The organism is Sphaerimonospora mesophila (assembly GCF_001417795.1).
Classification (GTDB): Bacteria; Actinomycetota; Actinomycetes; order Streptosporangiales; family Streptosporangiaceae; genus Sphaerimonospora; species Sphaerimonospora mesophila.
This window is the reverse complement of the sequence record NZ_BCBX01000041.1, coordinates 86191-108559: the sequence shown is the minus strand read 5'-3', so window position 1 is coordinate 108559 and position 22369 is coordinate 86191. Positions and strand designations below refer to the sequence as shown.

The 22369-nt window shown below is 71.2% G+C and carries 20 protein-coding genes; 7 read left to right on the top strand and 13 right to left on the bottom strand.

Going from position 1 to position 22369, the window contains the following annotated elements:
• The first annotated feature begins 38 nt into the window (after positions 1–38).
• Positions 39–1775, top strand: coding sequence for an NAD+ synthase (locus AP234_RS23095; RefSeq protein ID WP_055481795.1), 1737 nt, complete (start codon positions 39–41; stop codon positions 1773–1775).
• Positions 1776–1961: 186 nt separating this feature from the next.
• Here AP234_RS23095 and AP234_RS23090 read toward each other — a convergent pair whose 3' ends face one another.
• The 3 genes from AP234_RS23090 to AP234_RS23080 form a co-directional block, all read right to left on the bottom strand.
• Positions 1962–2615, bottom strand: a complete 654-nt coding sequence (locus AP234_RS23090) for a TetR/AcrR family transcriptional regulator (protein WP_152990570.1) — start codon at positions 2613–2615, stop codon at positions 1962–1964.
• A gap of 29 nt (positions 2616–2644) precedes the next feature.
• Positions 2645–4234 carry an MFS transporter gene (locus tag AP234_RS23085; RefSeq protein WP_055481794.1) on the bottom strand — a complete coding sequence of 530 codons (1590 nt, stop codon included), beginning with the start codon at positions 4232–4234 and terminating at the stop codon, positions 2645–2647.
• A 77-nt stretch (positions 4235–4311) separates the two neighbouring features.
• Positions 4312–5538, bottom strand: a complete 1227-nt coding sequence (locus AP234_RS23080; protein ID WP_055481793.1) for an MFS transporter — start codon at positions 5536–5538, stop codon at positions 4312–4314.
• A gap of 142 nt (positions 5539–5680) precedes the next feature.
• Between AP234_RS23080 and panB the strand changes: the two genes are divergently transcribed.
• Positions 5681–6550 carry a 3-methyl-2-oxobutanoate hydroxymethyltransferase gene (panB, locus tag AP234_RS23075; protein ID WP_055481792.1) on the top strand — a complete coding sequence of 290 codons (870 nt, stop codon included), beginning with the start codon at positions 5681–5683 and terminating at the stop codon, positions 6548–6550.
• 4 nt (positions 6551–6554) lie between these two features.
• On the opposite strand, the gene AP234_RS23070 is transcribed toward panB, so the two are convergent.
• The 4 genes from AP234_RS23070 to AP234_RS23055 form a co-directional block, all read right to left on the bottom strand.
• Positions 6555–7547 (bottom strand): threonine/serine dehydratase, encoded by a 993-nt coding sequence (locus tag AP234_RS23070; RefSeq protein ID WP_235558329.1) that lies wholly within the window; start codon positions 7545–7547, stop codon positions 6555–6557.
• Complete coding sequence (locus AP234_RS23065; protein WP_055481791.1) at positions 7544–8728, bottom strand: trans-sulfuration enzyme family protein; 1185 nt, start codon at positions 8726–8728, stop codon at positions 7544–7546. The genes AP234_RS23070 and AP234_RS23065 overlap by 4 nt, the downstream gene beginning before the upstream one ends.
• A 132-nt stretch (positions 8729–8860) precedes the next feature.
• Positions 8861–9544 carry an NADPH-dependent F420 reductase gene (gene npdG, locus AP234_RS23060; protein ID WP_055481790.1) on the bottom strand — a complete coding sequence of 228 codons (684 nt, stop codon included), beginning with the start codon at positions 9542–9544 and terminating at the stop codon, positions 8861–8863.
• A 21-nt stretch (positions 9545–9565) separates the two neighbouring features.
• Complete coding sequence (locus AP234_RS23055) at positions 9566–10729, bottom strand: lipase family protein (RefSeq protein WP_055481789.1); 1164 nt, start codon at positions 10727–10729, stop codon at positions 9566–9568.
• Between the two features lie 130 nt (positions 10730–10859).
• On the opposite strand from AP234_RS23055, the gene AP234_RS23050 reads away from it, so the two are divergent.
• Positions 10860–11438: a hypothetical protein gene (locus tag AP234_RS23050; RefSeq protein ID WP_055481788.1), complete on the top strand. Its 579-nt coding sequence runs from the start codon at positions 10860–10862 to the stop codon at positions 11436–11438.
• Between the two features lie 24 nt (positions 11439–11462).
• Positions 11463–11726: a CBU_0592 family membrane protein gene (locus AP234_RS23045; RefSeq protein WP_063843063.1), complete on the top strand. Its 264-nt coding sequence runs from the start codon at positions 11463–11465 to the stop codon at positions 11724–11726.
• 4 nt (positions 11727–11730) lie between these two features.
• On the opposite strand, the gene AP234_RS23040 is transcribed toward AP234_RS23045, so the two are convergent.
• A complete protein-coding gene (locus AP234_RS23040) occupies positions 11731–11910 on the bottom strand; it encodes a hypothetical protein (RefSeq protein WP_055481786.1) in 180 nt (59 codons plus the stop codon).
• Between the two features lie 42 nt (positions 11911–11952).
• On the opposite strand from AP234_RS23040, the gene map reads away from it, so the two are divergent.
• Positions 11953–12801, top strand: a complete 849-nt coding sequence (gene map, locus AP234_RS23035) for a type I methionyl aminopeptidase (RefSeq protein WP_055481785.1) — start codon at positions 11953–11955, stop codon at positions 12799–12801.
• On the opposite strand, the gene AP234_RS23030 is transcribed toward map, so the two are convergent.
• The 4 genes from AP234_RS23030 to AP234_RS23015 are packed head-to-tail and all read right to left on the bottom strand — an operon-like array spanning position 12788 to position 17277.
• Positions 12788–13261 carry an ATP-binding protein gene (locus tag AP234_RS23030; RefSeq protein ID WP_055481784.1) on the bottom strand — a complete coding sequence of 158 codons (474 nt, stop codon included), beginning with the start codon at positions 13259–13261 and terminating at the stop codon, positions 12788–12790. The two genes, map and AP234_RS23030, sit on opposite strands and share 14 nt — an antisense overlap.
• Positions 13262–13317: 56 nt before the next feature.
• Positions 13318–15315 carry a cytochrome c oxidase assembly protein gene (locus AP234_RS23025; protein WP_055481783.1) on the bottom strand — a complete coding sequence of 666 codons (1998 nt, stop codon included), beginning with the start codon at positions 15313–15315 and terminating at the stop codon, positions 13318–13320.
• Complete coding sequence (locus AP234_RS23020) at positions 15312–15941, bottom strand: copper resistance CopC family protein (protein ID WP_055481782.1); 630 nt, start codon at positions 15939–15941, stop codon at positions 15312–15314. Before AP234_RS23020 ends, AP234_RS23025 begins: the two co-directional genes overlap by 4 nt.
• Positions 15942–15978: 37 nt before the next feature.
• On the bottom strand, positions 15979–17277 hold the full coding sequence (locus tag AP234_RS23015) for a helix-turn-helix domain-containing protein (RefSeq protein ID WP_055481890.1): 1299 nt from the start codon (positions 17275–17277) through the stop codon (positions 15979–15981).
• A gap of 57 nt (positions 17278–17334) precedes the next feature.
• On the opposite strand from AP234_RS23015, the gene AP234_RS39260 reads away from it, so the two are divergent.
• Positions 17335–17460: a hypothetical protein gene (locus tag AP234_RS39260; protein ID WP_268778081.1), complete on the top strand. Its 126-nt coding sequence runs from the start codon at positions 17335–17337 to the stop codon at positions 17458–17460.
• 342 nt (positions 17461–17802) lie between these two features.
• Complete coding sequence (locus AP234_RS23010; protein ID WP_083502353.1) at positions 17803–20799, top strand: BTAD domain-containing putative transcriptional regulator; 2997 nt, start codon at positions 17803–17805, stop codon at positions 20797–20799.
• On the opposite strand, the gene AP234_RS23005 is transcribed toward AP234_RS23010, so the two are convergent.
• Entirely contained in the window at positions 20746–22275 is a 1530-nt protein-coding gene (locus AP234_RS23005; protein ID WP_055481780.1) for a PucR family transcriptional regulator ligand-binding domain-containing protein, read from the bottom strand. The two genes, AP234_RS23010 and AP234_RS23005, sit on opposite strands and share 54 nt — an antisense overlap.
• Positions 22276–22369 lie beyond the last annotated feature (94 nt).

Sequence of the window (22369 nt, the reverse complement as noted above, 5' to 3'; positions counted from 1 at the left end):
CTTTGACGACAATAATTCGGACGACCTAGGGTGGATTCGTGGCTCAACTTCGCATCGCGCTCGCCCAGACCAATCCCGTCGTCGGCGACATCACCGGCAACACGGACAAGCTCGTCGAATGGACCCGGCGGGCCGCCGATCGCGACGCCCACCTGGTCGTCTTCCCCGAGCTGTTCCTGACCGGCTATCCCGCCGAGGACCTGGTGCTGCGCTCGTCGTTCGTCGAGGCGTCGCTGTCGGCGCTGTCCGCGGTCGCGGCCCGCCTGGCGGCCGACGGGCTCGGCGGCCTGCCGGTGGTCGTCGGCTACCTCGACCGGACCGGCGCCGGGGGCAGGCCGCTCAACGCCGCCGGCGTCCTGTACGAGGGCGAGGTGGCGATGCGGTCGGCCAAGCACCACCTGCCGAACTACGGCGTGTTCGACGAGCACCGCTACTTCGCGCGCGGCAACCGGTTACCGATCTTCCGGCTGCGCGGGGTCGACGTGGCGATCGCGATCTGCGAGGACCTGTGGCAGGAGGGCGGCCCGGTCTCGGTCGTCGCCGAGGCCGGCGCGGGGCTGCTCGTGGTGCCGAACGGCTCGCCGTACGAGACGGACAAGGACGACGCGCGGCTGGAGCTGTGCGCGCGGCGGGCCAGGGAGGCGGGCTGCGCGCTCGCGTACGTGAACATGGTCGGCGGCCAGGACGAACTGGTCTTCGACGGCGACTCGCTGATCGTGGACGCCGCCGGCGAGCTGATCTCCCGCGCCCGGCGGTTCGAGGAGGAGCTGCTGGTCACCGACCTCGAACTGCCCGGCGGCACGGCCGAGCCCGGCGATCTGCCGATCGGTCTGCACGACGGCAGCGAGATCACCGTCCGGCGGCGGGTGCTGTCGGCCGCGCCGGTGGAACCGTACCGGCCGGAGCCGCCGGTGATCGCCGAGCGGCTGGACGACCTGGCCGAGATCTACCAGGCGCTCGTCCTCGGGGTGCGCGACTACGTCGCCAAGAACGGCTTCCGCTCGGTCATCCTCGGGCTGTCCGGCGGCATCGACTCCGCGCTGACCGCGACGATCGCGGCCGACGCGATCGGGCCCTCCCGGGTCCACGCGGTGCTGATGCCGTCGCGCTACTCCTCCGACCACTCGATCACCGACGCCGAGGAGCTCGTACGCCGCCAGGGGCTGAACGCACGCGTCGTGCCGATCGCCGACATCGTCACGGCCTTCGAGAAGGAGATCGAGCTGAGCGGCCTGTCCGCCGAGAACCTCCAGGCCCGGGTGCGCGGAATGCTGCTGATGAGCCTGTCCAACGAGCACGGGCACCTGGTGCTGACGACCGGCAACAAGAGCGAGCTGGCCACCGGCTACTCCACGCTGTACGGCGACTCGGCCGGCGGCTTCGCGCCGATCAAGGATGTGCTCAAGAGCCTGGTCTGGAAGCTGGCCGAGTGGCGCAACGCACAGCCGGGCGACCCGCCGATCCCGGAGAACTCGATCACCAAGGAGCCGAGCGCCGAGCTGCGGCCCGACCAGCTCGACACCGACTCGCTGCCGCCGTACGACGTGCTCGACCCGCTGCTGCGCGACTACGTGGAGCGGGACATGGGCCGCGACGAGCTGGTCGCGGCCGGCCACGACCCCGGGCTGGTGACGCGCATCCTCCGGCTGGTCGACCTGGCCGAGTACAAGCGCCGCCAGTACCCGCCGGGCCCCAAGATCACCTCGAAGAACTTCGGCCGGGACCGCCGCCTGCCCATCACCAACCGGTGGCGTGACACCCATCCCCCGGCGTGATCTTGTAATTTCTCGCAGGCTTGCCCTGTGACCTGCGCATACGACGTTCGTGATCTTGCAGCATGTCGAGCAGTGCAAGATCACGAACCGTTTCACCGCAGGTCAGAGCCGTACTTCGCGAGAAAGTGCAAGATCACCCGAGGTGTTCAGCCAGGTCAGCGCCTATATGTGCGAGTAATTGCAAGATCACGGCATGGGCGGGGGTGTGGCGGGGGAAGAGACGGGGGAATGGGAGCGGAACCCCAGCAGGGCCTCGTCCACTATGCGCTCGGCCACGTCCTCGGGGGGCTCGGGGCCGGACCTGTTCCACCTCGTGTACCACATCATGGCGCCGGAGAGGATCGCCATCGCCATCTCCTCGTCGAGGTCGGCGCGTAGCTCGCCGGTCTCCATCCCCCGGCGCAGGACGCCGCGCAGGGCGGCCCGGCGCGGTTCGAGGGCGACCTCCCGGAACCGCTCGGCCAGGCGGGGGTGCCGGTCGGAGTGGCTCATGGCGATGTTCATGATGCAGCGGGTGCGCTGGTGGCACGACTCATCGCGGAGCACCCGGAGATAGGTCACCAGGTCGTCCCGGACCGACAGGCCGGCCAGCGGCGGGATCGGCGGCTTGAGCGTCGCCAGCGCGTCGACGACGAGGTCCTCCTTGTTCGACCAGCGCCGGTAGATCGTGGTCTTCCCGACGCCGGCGCGGGCCGCGATCGACTCGATGGACAGCTCCGCCACGCCGATGCCCTCGCCCAGCAGATCGAGGGTGGCGTCGACGATCGCCTTCTCCGCCTTCTCGCTGCGCGGGCGGCCCGCCGGACGGGCCGTGCCTTCAGCCGTCTGCCGCATCTTCATCGCCCGTTCACACTATCGCCAGGTCCTCATCAAACCACGGCCTTTTGCCGCTCTGCCTTCGGCGCCACCGGCGGCACCGCCTCCGGAGCCGTCTCCGCGGCCGTCTCCGGAGCCGTACGGCCCGGCATCCAGCGGGCGACCACGACGGTGCCGATCAGGGCGACGGCGGCAGAGCCGAGGGCGGCCCAGTGGATGCCCTCGACGAACGCACGGTTGGCCGCGTCCATCAGCCTCGCGCCGTCCGGGCCGAGGTGACCGGCCACGCCGGCGGCGCCCGAGATGGACTCGGACACGGCGTGGCGGAGCTGCTCGGGCAGGGCGCTCACCCTGGCCTCCATGTCGTTCCGGTAGACCGCGGACAGCGCAGCGCCCAGTACGGCGATGCCCAGCGTGCCGCCGACCTGCCGGACGACGTTGCTCATCGACGACCCGACACCGGCCTTCTCCCTGGGGAGGGCGTTCATGATGGCGGTGGTCGCCGGGGGCATGAGGTTGGCCATCGCCGTGCCCTGGACGAACCCGAGCGCCAGCAGCATCCAGATCGGGGTGTCCACCGTCACCAGGGCGTACGCCGCGAGGCACAGGGTGATCACCGCCATCGCGGCGGTGCCCACCGCCTTGGCGCCGTACTTCTCGACCACCCGCGCGCTGCGCGGCGCGAAGATCAGCTGGGCGATCGCGAACGGCAGCACCAGCGCGCCGGACTCCAGCGGCGAGTAGCCGCGGACGATCTGCCAGTAGAAGGCCATGAAGAACATCACGCCCATGGCCGCGAAGAACACCAGGCCGACGCTGGAGATGGCGGTCGTGAAGGCCGGGTTGCGGAAGTGGCGCACGTCGAAGGCCGGGTGCTCGATCCGCCGCTCGTACCAGACGAACACCGCGAGAACGGCCAGGCCCGCCAGCGACGGGACGATGACCGAGACGTCGGCGACCGTGCCCAGATCGCTGATCCGGACGATGCCGTAGACGAGGCTGACCAGACCGGCTATGGACAGCAGCACGCCGACCGGGTCGAGGCCGGACTTGTCGGGATCCCTGGAGTCCGGCACCACCGCGGCGATCAACGCCACGGCGACCAGCACGATCGGGACGTTGACCAGGAAGACCGAGCCCCACCAGAAGTGCTCGAGCAGCAGACCACCGGTGATCGGCCCGATCGCCACGGCGATGCCGACGCCGCCCGCCCAGATGCCGATGGCCCTGCCCCGCTCGTGGTAGGGGAAGACGTTCGAGATGATCGCCAGGGTGGCGGGCATGATGGCCGCGCCGCCGAGGCCCATCAGCGCCCGTGCCCCGATGAGCTGCGTCGGCGTCTGGGCGTACGCGCTGACCAGCGAGGAGAGGCCGAACAGCACCATGCCGACGAGGAGCATCCGCTTGCGGCCGTACCTGTCCCCCAGCACCCCGAACGTGAACAGGAGACCGGCGAACACGAGCGTGTAGGAGTTCATCGCCCACTCCAGCTCGCTCTGGGTGGCGCCCAGGCCGTGGACCGGGTCGGCGATCGTCTTGACCGCCACGTTGAGGATCGTGTTGTCCAGCACGACGGCCAGCAGGCTGAACACCATCACGCCGAGGATGCGCCATCGGCGTGGGTGCCCGGTATGCGAGTCCATGTAACCCCCGTTACTTCCTTACGAGCGTACGAGATTTCGATACGAGAGAGTTTCGCAACGGGAGCGTAGCGCTAACCCTATTCGATACGCAACGGGACCGTTTCAGAATTGGGCACCGCATGCCGTGGACCATCCGCCGACACGGCCCGGCCCCGCTGGAACGGCATCGCCATCAGGACCAGCACCGTTCCACCTACCCCAGCCGCCGCCAGCGCCCAGGCCGGGCCGTACGCGTCGAGGAGGCCGCCGGCCACCGGGCCGGCGCAGGCCCCGCCGATGGTCAGGAACGTGCCGTGCAGGCCCATGGCCTCACCCCGCGCGGCCGCGGGAACCTGCCGGTTCACCGCGTCGACCGTCGCGGACAGCGCCGGGGCGCACAGCACCCCGGCCGGCAGCAGCGTCGCGAACAGCCACCACCACGGCCCGCCGATCCACCCGACGGGCGCGGTCAGCACGCACATCGCGCACATCATCACCAGCGGCGGCAGCCCCCGCGACAGCCCTCCGTAGACGAAGCCGCCCACCAGCGAGTAGGCGCACCACACGGCGAGCACCAGGCCGGTCCATGCGGTCGCGTCGTCGGCCTTCAGCATCGCGACCACCGACAGCTCGGTCGCGGTGAGCACGAACGTCAGCGCGGACACCGCGCCGAGCAGCGTGATCAGGCCAGGCCTGAGCCACTGCCGCCCGGGCACCGCCGCCTCCCCCGCGACGGCCTCCTCCGGCGATCTGATGGGCGGGTTCAGCAGGTAAAGCCCCACCCCCGAGCCGACCAGGCCGGCCGCCACCCCGTACATCGTCGCGGTGCTGGAGAACGCGGTCACGCTCGCGACGGCGAGGGCGGGGCCCACCATGTACGACAACTCGACGGCCATCGAGTCGAGGGCGAACCCGGTCTGGTGCCGCTCGGGCGGCACCATCGCGGCCAGGCACTGCCTGATCGCGCCGAAGACGGGCTGGCTGAACACCCCGGCCACCAGCGCGCCCGTCACCAGCGCGGGGAACGGCAGGGCCGGGGCGGTGCACCAGAAGCACAGCTGGGCGAGCGTGGTGACGGCCAGCACCGGCCGCAGGCCGTGCCGGTCGACGAACCGGCCGGCGAGCGGCGAGCCCGCCGCCGCCCCCAGCATGCTCATCGCGCCGACGAGGCCGGCCTGGAAGAACCCCAGCCGCTGGGTGTTGAGCACATGCAGCGTGAGCGTCATGCCCGTGCCGGTCAGCGGGATCCTGGCGGCCAGGCCGACCAGCAGCAGTGTGCGCACGCCGGGCAGCGCCAGCACCCGCCGGTAAGGTTCTATTGCCATGCTGATTACTTACCTCCGCGGGAATTGTGCCCTGCGGAGCCGACAATCCGGTCACGCCGGGGGGTGTTGTATCCATAGCCGACATGCAATGATCTGACTGTCCGGGGACGCCACAGGGGCGCCACGAGGCCTGGAGGTAACCATGTCCTCTGAAACCGCAGTTTCCGCTGCTCCCGCCGTTTCCAGCCCGCCCGCCGCCCTTTACGGGGGCGCGTCGAAGCGCAGGGTCACGGTCCGCGACATCGCGGCGGCCAAGGAACGGCACGAGAAGTGGCCCATGGTCACCGCGTACGACGCGATGACCGCCAGGGTGTTCGACGAGGCGGGCATCCCGGTGATGCTCGTGGGCGACTCGGCCGCGATGGTCGTCTACGGCTACGACTCGACGCTGCCCGTCACCGTCGACGACCTGATCCCGCTCACCGCCGCCGTCGTACGCGGCTCGTCACGCGCGATGGTCGTCGCCGACCTGCCGTTCGGCTCCTACCAGTCCTCGCCCCAGCAGGCCCTGGAGACGGCCGCCCGGTTCATGAAGGAGGCCGGCGCGCACGCGGTCAAGCTGGAGGGCGGCCACCGGGTGCTCCCCCAGGTGGAGCTGCTCGTCTCGGCCGGCATCCCGGTCATGGCCCACCTCGGCCTGACCCCGCAGTCGGTCAACACGCTCGGCGGCTACCGCGTGCAGGGCCGCGGCCAGGCCGGTGACGAGCTCATGGCCGACGCCAAGGCACTCGAGCACGCGGGCGCCTTCGCCCTCGTGCTCGAGTGCGTGCCGACCGACCTGGCCCACCGGGTCACCACCTCGCTGAGCATCCCCACGGTGGGCATCGGGGCGGGGCCCTACACCGACGCCCAGGTCCTCGTCTGGCAGGACCTCATGGGCCTCACCCCGCGGCCGGCGAAGTTCGTCAAGAAGTACTTCGACCTGGCCGGGGAGATGGACCGGGCGGTGCGTGCGTACGCCGACGAGGTCGTCTCCGGCGCATTCCCGACCCCCGAGCACAGCTACCGCTGAGCCGTCACCGATCGAGCAGGGTGGCCGGGTCCGTGTTGGAACCGCACACGATCACGGCCACCCGCTCGCCCTCCCGGGGCACGTACGCGCCAGAGCGCAGTGCGGCCAGCGCGGTGGCCCCGGCGTACTCGGCCGCTACGCGGTGGTCCCGCCACAGGGCGTGCCGCGCCGCCACGATGGCCTCGTCGGTCACCAGGACGCTGGACAGACGTCCGGGGACGATCTCCATCGCGAGCCCGCCGATCCGGCTCGCGCCCAGCGCGTCCGCGCCCACGCCGCTCACCTCCACCTCGACCGGCTCCCCGGCCGCCAGCGCACGGTGCAGCGTGGGGATCCGCTCCGGCTCGACCGCCACCACCTCGGCCCGCCCGTCCAGCGCCGCCACGATGCCCGACACCAGTCCGCCGCCGCCGACGGCCACCAGCACGGTGTCGATCGGCGCGTGGTCGTGCACGGCACCGGCACTCTCACCGTCGCTGTCACTGTCACTGTCGAGCTTCGCCGCCTGTTCGAGCAGCTCGACGGCGACCGTGCCCTGCCCGGCCACCACCTCGGGCTGATCGTAGGCGTGGATGTCCAGCGCGCCGGTCTCGGCCGCGCGTTTCCGCGACGCCTCGTAGGCCTCGGCGTAGATCGCCCCGGTCTGGACGACCCGGGCGCCGAGCCGCCGCAGGCCCTCGACCTTCACCGGCGCGCACACCTCCGGCACGAAGATCTCCGCGGGGACGCCGAGCGCCCGCGCGGCGTACGCGACGGCCATCCCGTGATTGCCGCCGCTGGCGGCGATGACGCCGGCCTCCGGAAGCGGGCCCGCCTCCATCACGGACAGGATCCGGTTGAACGCCCCGCGCACCTTGAACGAGCCGGAATGCTGCATGCCCTCGAGCTTGAGTAGGAGGCCGGGCCCGGCCTGGGCGACCGGCGTCCGGCGGACATGCCCGCCGATGCGCGCCGCCGCCTTCTCCGCCTCCGCGCGCCCCACGATCGCCGCACTCACGCCGCACCCCCGCCGAGAGCCTGCGCGAAGTCGGCCCACAGGTCGTCCGGGTGCTCGATGCCCACGGCGACCCGTACCGTCCCCTGCCCGATCCCCGCCGCGGCCAGCTCGGCGGGGCCGAGCGACCGGTGCGACGTCGTCGCCGGATGCATGACCAGCGTCTCGACGCCGCCGAGCGACGGCGCCAGCCGGGCCAGCCGTACGGCACGCATGAACGCCTCGCCGGCCTCGCGCCCGACGGTCAGGTCGAACGAGAAGACCCCGCCGAAGTCGGGCAGCAGCTTGGCGGCCAGGTCGTACGAAGGGTGGGACGGCAGACCGGGCCAGTGCACGGCGGTGACGGCGGGATGCCCGGCGAGCCGGGTGGCCAGCGCCCGCGTGTTGGCGCAGTGCCGCGCCATGCGCAGCGGCAGCGTCTGGATGCCGCGCAGCACCAGCCAGGCCGCGAACGGATCGGCCGTCGCGCCGACCTCCACGGCGTAGGACCAGACCCGGCGGTGCAGCTCGGCCGAGGCGAAGACCGCGACGCCGGCCAGGACGTCGGAGTGGCCGGACAGATACTTGGTGGCCGAGTGGACGACCACGTCGGCCCCGTGCTCGATCGGACGGCACAGCACGGGCGAGGCGAAGGTGTTGTCCACGACCGTGACGAGCCCCGCCTCGCGCGCCGCCCCGCACATCCCCGGCAGGTCGGCGACCTGCGTCATCGGGTTCGCGATCGTCTCCAGATAGAGCAGCCGGCTGGCGGGCCGTACGGCAGCGAGCACCGCCGCCGGATCGTCCTCCGGCACGTAGGTGATCTCGACGGCGAATCGCGCCGCCAGGTCGGCGAGCAGCTGGGCGGTGCCGCCGTACAACGCCCGCTGCGCGATCACGTGGTCGCCCGGCTTGAGCAGGCCGAGCAGCACCGAGCTGATCGCACCCATCCCCGAACCGGTCGCGACGGCGCCCGCACCGCCCTCCAGACCGGCGACGGCGTCCTCCATCGCCCGCACCGTGGGGTTGGAGTGCCTGCCGTAGGTGAAAGCACCGTCGGGGCGGCTCATCCCGTCGGCGAACACCTCCGGATCGTCGAAGGAGAATCCCGACGTCTGGTAGATCGGCGGAGAGATCGGCGTGCTGCCGTTCAGGTCGGGCCGGGGGAGATGGACGGCCCGCGTCTCGGGATGAAGAGAGCTCATGCCGACAAGGCTAGGCCCCGCGCTCAAGGGAGCGGAGCGGGAGGAAGCGAGGACCGCGAGCGAAGTCACGCGCAGCGGACCGGAGCCTCCCCCCGGCGCGTCCGCTGGTGGAGCGACCGGCCCTTCGCCGCGCTAAACGTCGGTGATCCGGATGCCGGCGTGCGCCTTGTAACGCCGGTTGATCGAGATCAGGTTCGCGGTCAGCGCCTCCACCTGGTGAGCGTTGCGCAGGCGGCCCCCGTACACGCCGCGGAATCCGGGGATGCGCCCGGCGAGCGCCCGCACGATGTCGGTCGCCTCGCGGTCGTCGCCGAGCACGAGCACGTCCAGGTCGATCCGGTCGACCTCCGGGTCGAGCAGCAGCACCGCGGACACGTGGTGGAAGGCCGCGACGACGCGGCTGCCGGTCAGCACCGCCGCCGCCTGCTGTGCCGCGCTGCCCTCCTCGACAGGCAGGGCGTAGGCCCCCCGCTTGTCGAAGCCGAGGGGGTTCACGCAGTCGACCACGATCTTGCCGGAGAGCTCGTCGCGCAGGGACTCCAGCAGCGCCCGGTGGCCGTCCCAGGGCACGGCGACGATCACGATGTCGGCCTCGGCCGCGACCGCGGCGTTCTCGGCGCCCCGCGTGCGCGTCCCCGGAGCGGCGACGCCGCGTGCCGCCGCCTCGGCCCGCTCCGCGTTACGCGAGCCGATCAGTACGGTGTGACCGGCCAGCGAGAACCGGCGCGCCAGGCCCTTTCCCTGGTCGCCGGTCCCGCCGAGGATGCCGATGATCAGCCCGTCGACGTCGGGCAGGTCGATTCTGTGCTCACCCATGAGCCAGATGATGCCAGTCCGCTAGCAGTTGCTTACCACCGGGAGGCCGAGAACGCGCGAGGCCAGCCAGGCGACCGCCAGCGGCGCGCCCTCGACCGCGCCCAGGACGTGGCTCCCGGCGGGCAGTCCGGTCCACAGCACCTTCGCGCCGCCGGCGCAGTACTCGTCGCGCAGCGTCCGGCCCACGCCGTACGGAATGATCTCGTCGCCCTTGGCGTGGTAGAGGAACAGCGGCACCCGGGGTGTGGTCGCGCCCAGCCGGTTCTCCAGGAGGCGCGCCTGCCACTCCGGCCGGTGCATGACGTCGGTCGTCGTCAGCTCGGCGAGGCGGCGTCCGGCGAGCTTGTCGCGCAGGTCGGCGACACAGTCGTCGCGGGCGTCGGCGAACAGCGCCGCCCCCTCGGGGGTGAGGTGGCCGTCCAGCGACAGCTCGGGGTAGGCGGCGTCGAGCCCGGCGCCCGCCGCCGCGGCGAGCCCGAAGTCGGGGGTGCCGTCGAGATGCTCGCCGACGGCCTGCAGATCCGCGGGGACGCCGCCCGCGGCGACGCCCTTGAGCCGCAGCTCCGGCGCGTAGGACGGCTGGAGCTGCGCCGCCCAGCCGGCCGAGGAGCCGCCCTGGGAATAGCCCATCACCACGACGGGGGCGCTGTCGGACAGGCCCGCTTCCGGCACCCTCATCGCCGCCCTGATCGAGTCAAGCACGGCGTGGCCCTGGGACACGCCCACCATGTACGTGTGGTCACCCGGCGTGCCGAGCCCCTCGTAGTCGGTCACCGCCACCGCCCAGCCCTTGAGCAGCATCAGGCTGATGATCGCGAGCTCGGCCTCGGTGCCACGCGCCATGGCCGCCGAGGGCGCGCACTCGTCGCCCAGCCCATGGGTGCCCACCGCGTATCCGACGATCGGCCGCTTTCCGACCCGGTAGGCGGACCCGGGCACCAGCAGTGTGCCGGAGACGACGTCGGCCGTGCCGGTCGCCGAGGTGGACCGGTAGCGCAGGTGCCAGGCCCTGACCGGCGCCTCCAGGAGCTTCCCCGGCGCGAGGTAGACGGTGGTGGGAACGGCCTCCACCACGTCGCCGGCCGCGTCGGCCCGGGCGACGCCGCCCGCCTTCGGGCCGAAAAGGACCGGCAGGAGCAGAAGTGCCCCGATCGTCGACATGATGGCGCGAACGCGAAGGTTCATGTGCCCGCCTTCCGGCAACTCGATTACTGTTCGACGACGCGCCTTTGGGCCGATCGTTACTTCGAGTCAACACCTTGTCAAGAACCGAATTGCCGAGACTTCACGCGGCGGTGTCAGGCACCATTGCGGCATGGACGCCGCATCCGTGAGCCTGCTACGCGAGGTGCTCGCCGGCTCGGGCTGGGTGGAACGCACCCGCGAACTGGGGCTGGCGCTCCGGGCCACCCGGTCACCCGGCGGGCTGCTCGTCGTCGGCTCCCCCGACGAGGAGCCCTGGCACGTCACCGCCCATCTCGACGACGAGGCCAGGCTGTCCGGACTCCCCCAGCTCGCGCCCACCCTCGTACGCTGGGCACCGCCCCTGAACGCACCGTCTCACCTGCGCATCGGACTGGACCGCTTGCGGGACGCCCGGCGTGGGGAGACTCTCTTCGTGGTCACTGAACGGCAGGCCCCGGTGCCGCTGCTCGAGCGGGTCGACGACGCGCGCCGCACCGGCGCGACGATCCTCGCCCTCGACGGCGGCGATCCCGAGCTCGAGTCGCTGGCCCATGACGCGATCGCCGTGCCGGGGGAGGGCGCCCCGCTCAGCTTCGACGGCGCCCAGCATCTGGTGAGCGCCGCCGCCGGGGAGACCCGGCGGCTCGGTCTGCGGGAACGGCTCGCGCGGCTCGCCGACCGGATCAGCGGGCCGCGGGTGAACGATTGAGCGAGCGAGTGAGGGAGCATGACGATGTCCACCCTCATCACGATCATCGGCATGATCGGCGCCGTGGTGCTCCTGTGCGGCTACATGATGGTGTCGGCGCGGAAACTGTCCGGGGACGGGCTGCCGTACCAACTGCTCAACTTCGGCGGCGGGATCGCATTGATGATCAACAGTGCGTACCATTCGGCCTGGCCGTCCGCGATCCTCAACATGGTGTGGAGCGGGGTCGGGGTCATCACCATCGGCCGGGTCATGGCCGGGCGCGCGGCGAGGCGGCCCGGCCTGTGATCGGTCAGTCCTCTTCCCACTCCCTGTCCTGCTCGGCCCAGGCCTTGTTGCGCTCCGCCGCCCGCTGCATGGCCTGGGCGGCGACCTCCTCCGACTCGTAGGGGCCGAGCCGGTCCTTGTTGGGGCAGCCTTTCTCCGGCTCGACCCGCATGTGCTTCAGGCAGAACCACCATTGATCGCTCACGCCTTAATCGTGCCCCCTGGCGGCGCAACTAGACTTGTCGGCATGACGACGCTGCTCCGCCCTGGGCGCATCTCGCCCACCCGCAAGGTCCCCGCCCACATCGCCCGTCCGGAGTACGTGGGGAAGGCCGAACCGAAGCGAGGCGACAGCGACGTCCAGACCGCCGAGACCATCGAGAAGATGCGGATCGCCGGGCGGATCGCCGGCCAGGCCCTGGAGGAGGTCGGCAGGCACGTCGCACCCGGCGTGACCACCGACGAGCTCGACCGGATCGGTCACGAGTTCCTCTGCGACCACGGCGCCTACCCCTCGACGCTGGGCTACCGCGGCTATCCGAAGTCGCTGTGCACCTCGATCAACGAGGTGATCTGCCATGGGATCCCGGACGACACCGTGCTGCGCGACGGCGACATCGTCAACGTGGACATCACCGCCTACATCGGCGGGGTGCACGGCGACACCGACGCGACCTTCCTCGTGGGCGAGGTCGACGAGGAGTCCCGGCTGCTGGTCGAGCGGACCCGCACGGCGATGATGCGGGCGATCAAGGCCGTCGCGCCAGGTCGGCAGCTCAACGTCGTCGGCCGGGTGATCGAGGCCTACGCCAAGCGCTTCGGCTACGGCGTGGTCCGCGACTTCACCGGCCACGGCATCGGCGCCGCGTTCCACTCCGGGCTGATCGTCCCGCACTACGACGATCCCTCGCTGTCGGTGACCATGGTGCCGGGGATGACGTTCACGATCGAGCCGATGCTCACGCTGGGCACCATCGAATACGAGATCTGGCCCGATCAGTGGACGGCCGTGACCAAGGACCGCAAGCGCACCGCCCAGTTCGAGCACACGATCCTGGTCACCGAGTCAGGCCACGAGATCCTCACGCTCCCCTGACGGGGATCACCCCGGTGACCGTGGTGCCGCCACCGGGGACGCTGTTGATCGTCAGCCTGCCGCCGACCTCGGTGAACCTCGCGCGCATGGCGGCCAAACCGCGGCCGCCGTACCGCCCGGCCTGATCGATCACGAACCCGGCGCCATCGTCGCTGACGGTCATCCGCAGGCCGCTCGCGCCCACGGTGACGGCGATCGACACATGCGTGGCTCCGCTGTGCCGTTCCACGTTGGCCAGGGCCTCGACGAGGGTGTCGTACACGGCCCGGGCGAGATCGACGTCCACCGTCCGTCCGGGCAGGGCCCACACTTCGACCGTTATGCCGGACCTGTCCATCCAGTCGGAGAGATAGTCCTCCAGATCCTGGCTGAATCCCTCGCCTTCGCGTAGGCGAACTTCCTTGGACACCGTCGACCCTCCCGACCGGATGCGGGCCTCCAGGTCGTGTTCTGCGAACACTCCCTGAGATTACGTGATTCCCATTCTGGGGTAGTGCCACTCGGAGTGGCGGCGACCTACTGCCCCGCTGCCGCGTCTCGCTTGTTCAGCTCGGCCAGGTAGTCGTTGTAGGCGTCGAGTTCCGCGTTACCGGTGCCGCCGGTCTTCGCTGCGATGGCGTCGGCCCGCCGGTCGGCCCGGCGAGCCGTGCGATCGTCCGCCCGCCACCACTGGACGCCGAGAGCCAGCAGCACGATCAGGGTCGGGATCTCGCCGAAGGCCCAGGCGATCGCCCCGCCGGTCGACTGGTCGGCCAGCGAGGACGCCCCCCAGGTGCGGCCGAGCTGATCGTAGTAGTCGGCGGCCAGAACGGTGCCCATGCTCATCACGGCGATCCCGAAGAACGCGTGGAACGGCATCGTGACCATGAGCAGCAGCAGCCGCCCGAAGTGGGGCAGCTTGTTCGGCGCGGGATCGACGCCGATGATCACCCAGAAGAACAGGCAGCCGCTGAGCAGGAAGTGCACCATCATCGCGAGGTGCCCGATGTGCTCCTTCATCGCCGAGCTGAACAGCGGAGTGAAGTAGAGCGCGAACATGGACGCCACGAAGATCGCCGTCGCGATGGCGGGATGGGTGTAGAACTTCACGACCCGGCTGTGCAGGATCACCGTGAGCCACTCGCGCGGTCCCCGGTCGCCGCGCCGTACGGCCGGCTTGAGCGCGCGCAGCGCGAGCGTGACCGGCGCGCCGAGCACCAGGAAGATCGGAACCAGCATCGCGAGGATCATGTGCTCGGTCATGTGCACGCTGAACAGCACGGGCCCGTAGCGGGCCACCCCGCTCTGCGTGGTCAGCACCATGATCACGATGCCGATGAGCCAGCTCGCCGTACGTCCCCACGGCCAGCGGTCACCCCGGCGCAGCAGGCGTACGACGCCCGCGCCGTACAGTCCGGTGAGCACGGCGGCGAGCGTGGCGAAGAACAGGTCGAACCACCACAGCGTCAGCAGGTTGCCCAGCGTCACCGGGGGCGGCACCAGGTAGCCGAGCAGCTGGAACGCGCGGTCCAGGGGCACGTCGACGGGCGGCGGCGGGGTGCGCGACAGCGTCACGGCGAGGCCGATCGTGACCGCCATCAGCAGGACCTCGCCGAGCGCGAGCTGCAGGAACGCGTTCGGCTTCCCGGACGTCAGCCGGGGCAGCGTCCTGGCGCGGTGGCGCCATCCCATGAACCCGAGCACGAAGAACGCGACCGTCTTGGCCACGAGGAGCAGGCCGTACGCCGAGGTGAACAGCGCGCCGACCGATTCGAGCCGGGCGGCCGTTCCGGCGACGCCGGACACGCCCACGCCGATGAAGCACCATAACGCCATGCGGGAGAAGCGGTCGGCCGCGACGCCGAGGTGGCTCTGTCCGCGTAGTCCGTGCACGCACAGCACGCCCAGCCCGCCCACCCACAGCGCGAGGAACAGCACGTGGAACGCGACCGAGGTGATGGCGAGCCCGTGGTTGGGCGAGGAGGCCGAGTGACCGGTGAGCGGCGGCGGCAGGAGCGTGACCAGCGAGAACACCAGCAGCCCTGCGGCGGCGCCGGCGGTGATCGCACCCCGGGAGAACAGGGCGATGGCGACGGCGAACAGCACCACCAGCGTGAGCGCGACACCCTGCGAAGTCTGGCTCGCGTAGCTGGTCAACATGGTGCCGTCGAGGATCTCGCCGACCGGCTGGCCGAACGTGTCCGACGCGCCGAAGACCAGCGCGCCGGCCGCACCCGCCGCCCAGGCGAGCGCGGTCCACGACGCGGCCCTGACATAGGTCTGCGCGGCCTCGCCGAGCAGGCCCTTGTCACTGGGCAGGAAGGTCGCGGCGGCGGCCAGCAGCCCCACCGTCAGCACCCCGGAGACGTCCACGGTGAGCTTCGAGATGGGCAGCATCCACCGGGTGAACATGCCCTGGTCGGGCAGTCCGGGAATGATCCGCGGCGTGGCCGCGCCGCTGACGATCATCGCGATCGCCAGGGCGCCGGCCGCCGCGCACAGCGCGGCGACGGTCAGGCGCGCCGCCCGGTTCACGACTTCTTCCGCAGGCTGAGGTACAACCCGATGCCGACCCCGGCGATCCCGAAGACCACGGCCCAGGCCCAGCCGGGGATGCTCGCCTGGCCGTCCTGAGCCGCCGCCGTGTCCGTCGCGGCGGCGTCGCCGGAGCCGCCCTGGGAATCTCCGGCGGCCTGCCCGCCCTCGACCTCCTGGGAGCCGTCGGCCCCCGAAGACGCCTGAGAACCCGGAGTCGCCTCAGAACCCGGAGTGGCCTCGGTGGCCGGGGCGTCCGGTGAACCGACCACGGTGAAGGGGATCTCCCCCTCCACCGGGTGTCCGTCGGAGGAGACGACCCGCCAGGCGATCGTGTACGCGCCGGCGGGCACCGACGGCACGACCGCCTGGACGATCTTCGGCCCGTCGACCACGGGGGTGCCGCTCTCATACCGCTTGCCGCCCGGGCCCTGTACGACCACGACGGGGAACCGCACAGACTCGGTGAACTCCAGGGTGACCTTGCTCAGGGTCTGGACCTGGGCGTTCTTCGCCGGATCGCTGCTCTTGAGTGAGGCGTGGGCCCGTGCCGGGAGGGCGAACACCACCCCCAGCATGAGCGTCACGATCAGTGCGGCGACGGAGGCGAACGAGTATTTTCTCATGGCACCTCTAGGCTACCGAGCCGGGTAGCCGGTCGGATCAGAGCCCCGCGCAGGCAAGCGCCCGGTGGTAGGCCTCGATGCTGCGGCCGCGATCGCCGACGCGATCGTGTATCTCCGCCACGGCCAGCCAGTTCTCGGCCGTCTTGCGCGTCTGCGGCACGTCCTCCAGCTTCCGCACGGCCGCGTTCAGCTCCGTGGTCGCATCCTCGTCCTGATGCCGCATCCAATGCGCCTGGCCGAGCACCAGGTGCGCGTCGGTGAGCACGGCCCGGTTCGTCCCCTCGGCCGCCAGGTCGAGCGCCGCCTGGGCGTGCTCGGCCGCCTCGTCCAGATGGCCGAGCGCCATCTCGGCGCGCGCGAGGTGGAGCAGCGTCAGCGGGACCTCCCCGCGCGAGGCAGCGGACTCCTTCACGCCGTGCAGCACCCGCACCAGCAGATCGCGGGCGGTGAGGGCCTCGTCCGGGCGCGCGCGGAGCAGGAGGGTGGCATAGGCGCCGCGGAGCCTGGCGAGGTTGCGCGGCTCACCGTTCTCCGACTGGATGGCCATCGCGCGTTCCATGAGAGGCATGGCCTCCTCATCGGCGCCGACCAGCTCGGCGGTCCGCGCGGCGTTCCAGCACGCGGCCACGATGGCACGGGGCGTGCCGAGTTGCTCGGCCGCCGCCAGCAGCTCGGCGGCGAACTGCCTGGCGCGGAGCAGGTCTCCCCGCTCGTAGTAGACCGACAGAAGCGTCGAGCCGAGCTCGATCAGATCGTCGTTCCAGGAGGGCTGGGCGGACGCCAGCCCGAGCGTCTCCTCGCCGATCCGCACCGCCGTCGCGAAGTCGCCGGAGTTGCGATGGCAGCGGCACAGCGCCAGGGCGATCTGCGTGCGGCGTTCGGGCGACTGTCCCTCGGTGTCGACCTCGCGTAGCGTGTTCAGCACGGATATCGCCTCAGGCAGGTCCCCGCAGGCCTCGACGGCCAGTGCGTAGCCGTACCGCGCGTCCTGCCGCAGCGAGGCCAGACCCGCCAGGTTGTTGTCTTCTAGCAGCTCCGCGTATCGGCGCCTGGCCTCGGCGACCTCCCCGTTCTCCAGGGCGAGGCGGGCGAAGCGAAGCCCCAGCTCGAGGTCTTCCATCTGCTCGGCGGTGACCCCGTTGACCAGGAAGGTGAGCGAGCAGTCCAGCTTCTGGGCGAGCAACTCCAGGACGGCGGGAGTCGGCGTCCGCTTCCCGCTCTCGATCAGGGAGACGTAGCTGTCGGACAACTCGGGATGAGCGAGCTGCGCCTGTGACAGACCCCGCTGCCGGCGGATCATCTTGATCCGCTCACCGACCAAACCTTGACTGGTCACGTGCACCTCTAGAGAGAATATAGACCCGGCCATTGATCCGTCACGAAGGAGACCCACATGCGCCGCCTTGCGTTACTCGTCCTGACCGCCCTGATGTCGGCCGGTCTGGTCGTTGCAGGCAATGTTACGGCCGCCAACGCCGCCACGCCATCGGTCAGCTACTTCAGCTACGACTGCTGCTGACGGCACAAGCCCCACAGGGGGCGTAAGAAGACACCCCGCTTCCATCGCTCAGCCGCTCCCCCATCGCGGCACGATCGAGGGAAGCGGGGTCACCCGCCGCGCGTCGGCATCTACGGGGACCGTGCAGTCCATCCGGGTTTTTCCCGTATGATCACGTTTACTATGCCGGTTCGGCGCGGTCAGCTCGATGTCAAGGTCGACGTCACCGCGAATCTAGATGGGCCCTAGAGTTTCCGAACAGGGTAACTCTGCACCAATTGACGTTATCTCTATGGCAAGTACGACCATGGACACCCGCCCCTTACCGGGTGCCGCACACCTCATGTGGAGATCCGCAGGCGCATGGATATAGCTGGTGAGCACGGAGATTCCCAGCATTCCGAATGCCGTTTCCAGCTGCTCGGCCCCGTTGCGGCCTGGCGCCGGCGGCATCGACTCGACCTCGGACCGCCACTGCAGCGGGCCACCCTGTGCATCCTGGCCGCCCGCCCGGGCCAGGTGGTGACGCAGGAAACCCTGATCAGGGGGTTGTGGGGGGAGACGCCACCGAAAACGGCGCGGCAGAGCATCTACACCTACGTCGCGGGGCTACGGCGGGAACTGGAGCCCGACCTGGGGCCGCGTGGGCCTTTCACGCTGCTTGTGAACAGATCGGGAGGATATGCGCTGCCACGCGGGCGGGTTCGGGTCGACGCCGGGGAGTTCGAGCATCGGACGGCCGCGGCCCGCCGGCTGCTGGCGAATGGCGCCCGTCAGGACTCGTTGAGGGAATTGGACGCGGCACTGGAACTGTGGACCGGCCGGGCGCTGTCGGGAATCCCCGGCCCGTTCGCGGAAATGGAGCGTGCCCGTCTTGAGGAACTGCGCCTTACCACGGTAGAGGAACGCGCCCGCGTCCTCCTCGGATTGAGACGCCATCAGGATGCGCTCGCGGCGCTCCACGACCTGATCCGCGAACACCCCCTCCGGCAACGGGCCCGGGAACTGCTGATGCTGGCGCTCCACCGCTGCGGCCGGCAGGCCGACGCGCTGGACGCGTACCTGGACATCCGCCGCCTCCTCGCCGAGCGGCTCGGAGTGGGTCCGGGTGAGAGCCTGCAGCGGTGTTACGAGGCGATCCTGCGCGGTGATCCGGCCCTGGAGTCTGCCCTGGACCCGGAGTCGGCCCCCGAGCCGGCCGACCTCGATCACGGGCCGAGACGGCTCGTCCCCGCGCCCCCTTCGGCGCCTTCTCCGGCGGCTGATCCGCAGGCGCCGGTGCCGGTGCCGCGTCAGCTGCCGCGGGCCGTGGACGGTTTCGTGGGCCGGACCGACGAGTCGGTGCGGCTGCGATCGTTGCTCGCCCCCTGGTCCGGCGGCCCGCCGAAGGCCACCGTCGTCATCACCGGTCCGGCCGGGGCGGGCAAGTCGGCCCTGGCCGTACAGGCCGCCCACGCCGTGAGCGATCATTTTCCCGACGGCCTGCTCTACGCCAACCTGCTCGGCGCGACACCGGGTGTCGAGCGGCTGAAGCCGATCGACGTGCTCGGCAGATTCCTGCGCGCGCTCGGCGTGTTCGCCGAGGCGGTGCCGCATGACGTCGGCGAGGCCGCGGCCATGCTGCGAGACAGGCTCGCGGGGCGCCGTGTCCTCGCCGTGCTGGACGACGCCTCCGGTCCCGACCAGGTGCGCCCGCTGCTGGATCTGCCGTCGGGCAACGCGGTCCTCATCACGAGCCGTGAGTCGTTCGCCACCGTCGACAACTGCGTCCAGTTGTGCCTCGGCATGATGGCCCGCTCGGAGGCGGTCACCATGCTCGCCAAGCTGATCGGCGCGGAACGGGTCGCGGCCGGACCGGCCGCCGCGGCCAGGCTGGTCGACCTGTGCGACGGCCTGCCGCTGGCCCTGCGACTGGCCGCGGCACGCCTGATGGACCGGCCGCACTGGGGTGTGCGGCACCTGGTCGAGCGGCTGGAGGACCGGGGACGGATCCTGCACGAGCTGGAGTCGGGCGACATCGCCGTACGATCGAGCCTTGAGCTGAGCCACGACGCCCTCTCGCGCAGCACGCGCCCGCTCGACCGCCTGGCCGCCCGGATCCTGTGTCACCTGGGCGTCCTCCATGTGCCGGATGTGACGGCGCACGTGGTCGCCGCGCTCGTCGAGGTCCCCGTCGAACTCGCCGAGCGGGCGCTGGAACGCCTGACGGACGCACATCTGATCGAGTCGCGGGAGTTCGGGCGCTTCCAACTGCACGATCTGGTGCGGCTCTTCGCGATGGAACTGGCTGAGGAGCATCTGACGCGGCAGGTCCGATCGGAGTCCCTCGATCGGGCGCTTCGGATGTACGGCTCGACCGCGCGTCTCGCCACCCGGTTGGTGGACCCTCACCGCGTCCAGCCGCCCTGGCCCGGAGACGAGGCGTCGCCGGCCCCGCTGACCGACGACCAGGACGGCCACGGCTGGCTGGAGCGCGAGCGGGCGAACATCCTGGCCGCCGCTTCCCAGGCCATGGCGTCGGCGGACGACGACCTCGCCCGTCTGGGCGCGTACGTGGGCTTCTCGCTGATGTGGCACCTGTATCGCATGGGTCATCGAATCGAGAACCTGCGGATCAACCAGCAGGCCCTCGACGCGGGGCAGCGCCTCGGCGACCGGGAGGTGACCGCGCTGGCGCACGGCTACGTCGCCATGTCGCTGGCCCGCATGGGTCGCGCCGACGAGGCGTTGCCCCACCAGCAGGCCGAGCTGGAACTCCGGCGCGGACGGCGAAACCGGTTCGAGGAGATGCGGGCGCTCGGCAACCTGAGTGTCACCTACCTCTGCCTGGAGCGGTACGCGGACGCTCTCGGCTGCGCGCGGATCCAGCTGTCGATCGCCCGGGAGATCGGCACGGACGTGGGGGAACGGCACGCGCTGGCCATGCTCGGCTCGGCCTACCGGGGTCTGGGGGATCTGGCCGCGGCCACCGCCGTGCTCGACGAGAAGATCTCGCTGGCGCGAGCGGCGGGAGACCTGTTCCACGTGTCGCACGCGCTGCGCTACCTGGCCGAGATCCGCCTCGACCAGAACGATCCGCTGGCCGCGAAGACCCTGCTCGAGGAGTCGTTCGCCATCGACCGGGAGATCAGGAACCACGACGCCATGCCGCAGTGTCTGGCTCAGCTCGCCATGGCGAACCGGATGCTGGGCCGGTTGGAGAGCGCGCTGGCCTACGCCGAGGAGGCGGCGGCGGTCGCGCACGCGGTCGGTGACAGGCGCTGGGAGGAATCGGCGGCCCGGGAGCTGGCCGCCATCAAGGCCGAGCTAGCGGCCGGCGCTCAGGGCGAGGAAGAGGTCGATGCGGTCGGCCATCGATGACAGGTCCTTGCCGGTGAGCTCCTCGATCCGGCGGATCCGATAGCGGACCGTGTTGACATGCACGTGCAGCCGCTCGGCGCAGCCGTTCCACGACCCCGCGCAGTCCAGGAACACCTCCAGGGTCCGCACCATCTCGGCGCCGTGCCGCCGGTCGTAGTCGATCAGCGGGCCGAGCAGCCGTTCCGCGAACGACCGGCGGATGTCGCCGGGCACGGTCGCCAGCAGCAGCGCATGCGTGTAGATCTCGTCGCTGGTGGCCACTCCCCCGCCGCGTGCCTCGGCCATCCGCCTGGCGTGCCCGGCCTCCTCCAGCCCGCCGCGGATCGCGTGCGCGCCGGTCAGCGCGCTGCTCACGCCGACGGCCACCGTGACGTCGGGCAGCCCGGCCGCCAGCAGTGCCGTGCGCTCGCGCAGCCGCCCCGCCAGCTCGTCCGCGGTGGTCTCCCGTAACGGAACCAGCGCGACGGACTCCCCCGGCTCGGCGCGGGCCACCGCGACCACCCGCCGGTCCAGCAGTTCCTCCACCACCCGGCCGCCGAGCAGGGCCGGATCACGGCCGCCGCCCGCCCCGGCCTGCCGTCCCGCCCCTGCCGTGGCCGTCACCACGACGTACGGCTCGGCCACGTCGATGCCGCAGGTACGCAGTCTGGCCGACAGCTCGGCCGGCTCACCTCCGGCCCACGCGAGCTCGACGAGCTCCTCGGCCAGCCGCCGCTCGACCCGGCGGCCCTCCTCGGTCCGGGTCCGGGCCATCGCCACACACGACGCCAGTTCGAAGCCGATCTCGGCGTCGAGCTCGCCCCGGCAGACCAGCGCCCACCCTGCGGCCCGGTGCGACCGGTCCACCGCGAACAGCGTGAACGTCCCGTCGTCCCGCACGACCGCCGGCAGCCGGACCGCGCCCAGATAGGCGCGCGCCAGCCGTACGGCCCTGGCCTCGGGGAGATCTCCCGCGATCACCGAGCCCGCCGCGGAGATCACCGCCGCGACGACGCCCAGCTCGCTCTCGATCAGCGTGAACAGCTCCGCCAGCTCCGCCCCCTCGGCCACGGCCGCGACGATCCGCCGGCGGCGGCCGAGCTCGCCGCGCAGATCTCCGGCCCTGGCGCCGGCGAGCCGCCTGGCGACGAGTTCGGTGATCGCGCCGAACGACACCTCGACCGGCACCCGCAGCAGCGGCAGGCCCCGCTCGCGGCAGGCCGTCACGAGATCGTCGGGGATCATGCCGAGCCAGGCGTCGCCCGCGCCGAGCGCGGCCACCCCGGCGGCGGCCAGCGCGGCCACGAACCGCTCGGAGTCCGCGGCCTCCCGCCGCCACATGAGACCGGTCAGCACGAGCTCGCCGCCCGTCAGATAGCGGCTGGGATCGGGCAGATCGGTGACGAGGACGTCCCCGATCTCACGGTCGAGCGCCTCGTCCCCGGTCAGCAGCCCGAGCCTGAGCTCCGCGACGGCGAGCAGATCCCTCAGCAGCACACGGCACAGCGTATTCGGCGTAACGGCGAATTTGGAGAAAGCTACAAGCGACCATGCCGCCCGCGGCGGCGTTTCCATGACCACGTCCATTGGC

Coding starts and splice junctions, on each gene's coding strand:
- npdG (WP_055481790.1), bottom strand. CDS start 9,544: ATGGGTGAGCACAGAATCGACCTGCCCGACGTCGACGGGCTGATCATC.
- AP234_RS23045 (WP_063843063.1), top strand. CDS start 11,463: ATGTCCACCCTCATCACGATCATCGGCATGATCGGCGCCGTGGTGCTC.
- AP234_RS23010 (WP_083502353.1), top strand. CDS start 17,803: ATGGATATAGCTGGTGAGCACGGAGATTCCCAGCATTCCGAATGCCGT.
- AP234_RS39260 (WP_268778081.1), top strand. CDS start 17,335: ATGCGCCGCCTTGCGTTACTCGTCCTGACCGCCCTGATGTCGGCCGGT.
- AP234_RS23055 (WP_055481789.1), bottom strand. CDS start 10,729: ATGAACCTTCGCGTTCGCGCCATCATGTCGACGATCGGGGCACTTCTG.
- AP234_RS23085 (WP_055481794.1), bottom strand. CDS start 4,234: ATGGACTCGCATACCGGGCACCCACGCCGATGGCGCATCCTCGGCGTG.
- AP234_RS23080 (WP_055481793.1), bottom strand. CDS start 5,538: ATGGCAATAGAACCTTACCGGCGGGTGCTGGCGCTGCCCGGCGTGCGC.
- AP234_RS23065 (WP_055481791.1), bottom strand. CDS start 8,728: ATGAGCTCTCTTCATCCCGAGACGCGGGCCGTCCATCTCCCCCGGCCC.
- panB (WP_055481792.1), top strand. CDS start 5,681: ATGTCCTCTGAAACCGCAGTTTCCGCTGCTCCCGCCGTTTCCAGCCCG.
- AP234_RS23020 (WP_055481782.1), bottom strand. CDS start 15,941: ATGAGAAAATACTCGTTCGCCTCCGTCGCCGCACTGATCGTGACGCTC.
- AP234_RS23090 (WP_152990570.1), bottom strand. CDS start 2,615: ATGAAGATGCGGCAGACGGCTGAAGGCACGGCCCGTCCGGCGGGCCGC.
- map (WP_055481785.1), top strand. CDS start 11,953: ATGACGACGCTGCTCCGCCCTGGGCGCATCTCGCCCACCCGCAAGGTC.
- AP234_RS23050 (WP_055481788.1), top strand. CDS start 10,860: ATGGACGCCGCATCCGTGAGCCTGCTACGCGAGGTGCTCGCCGGCTCG.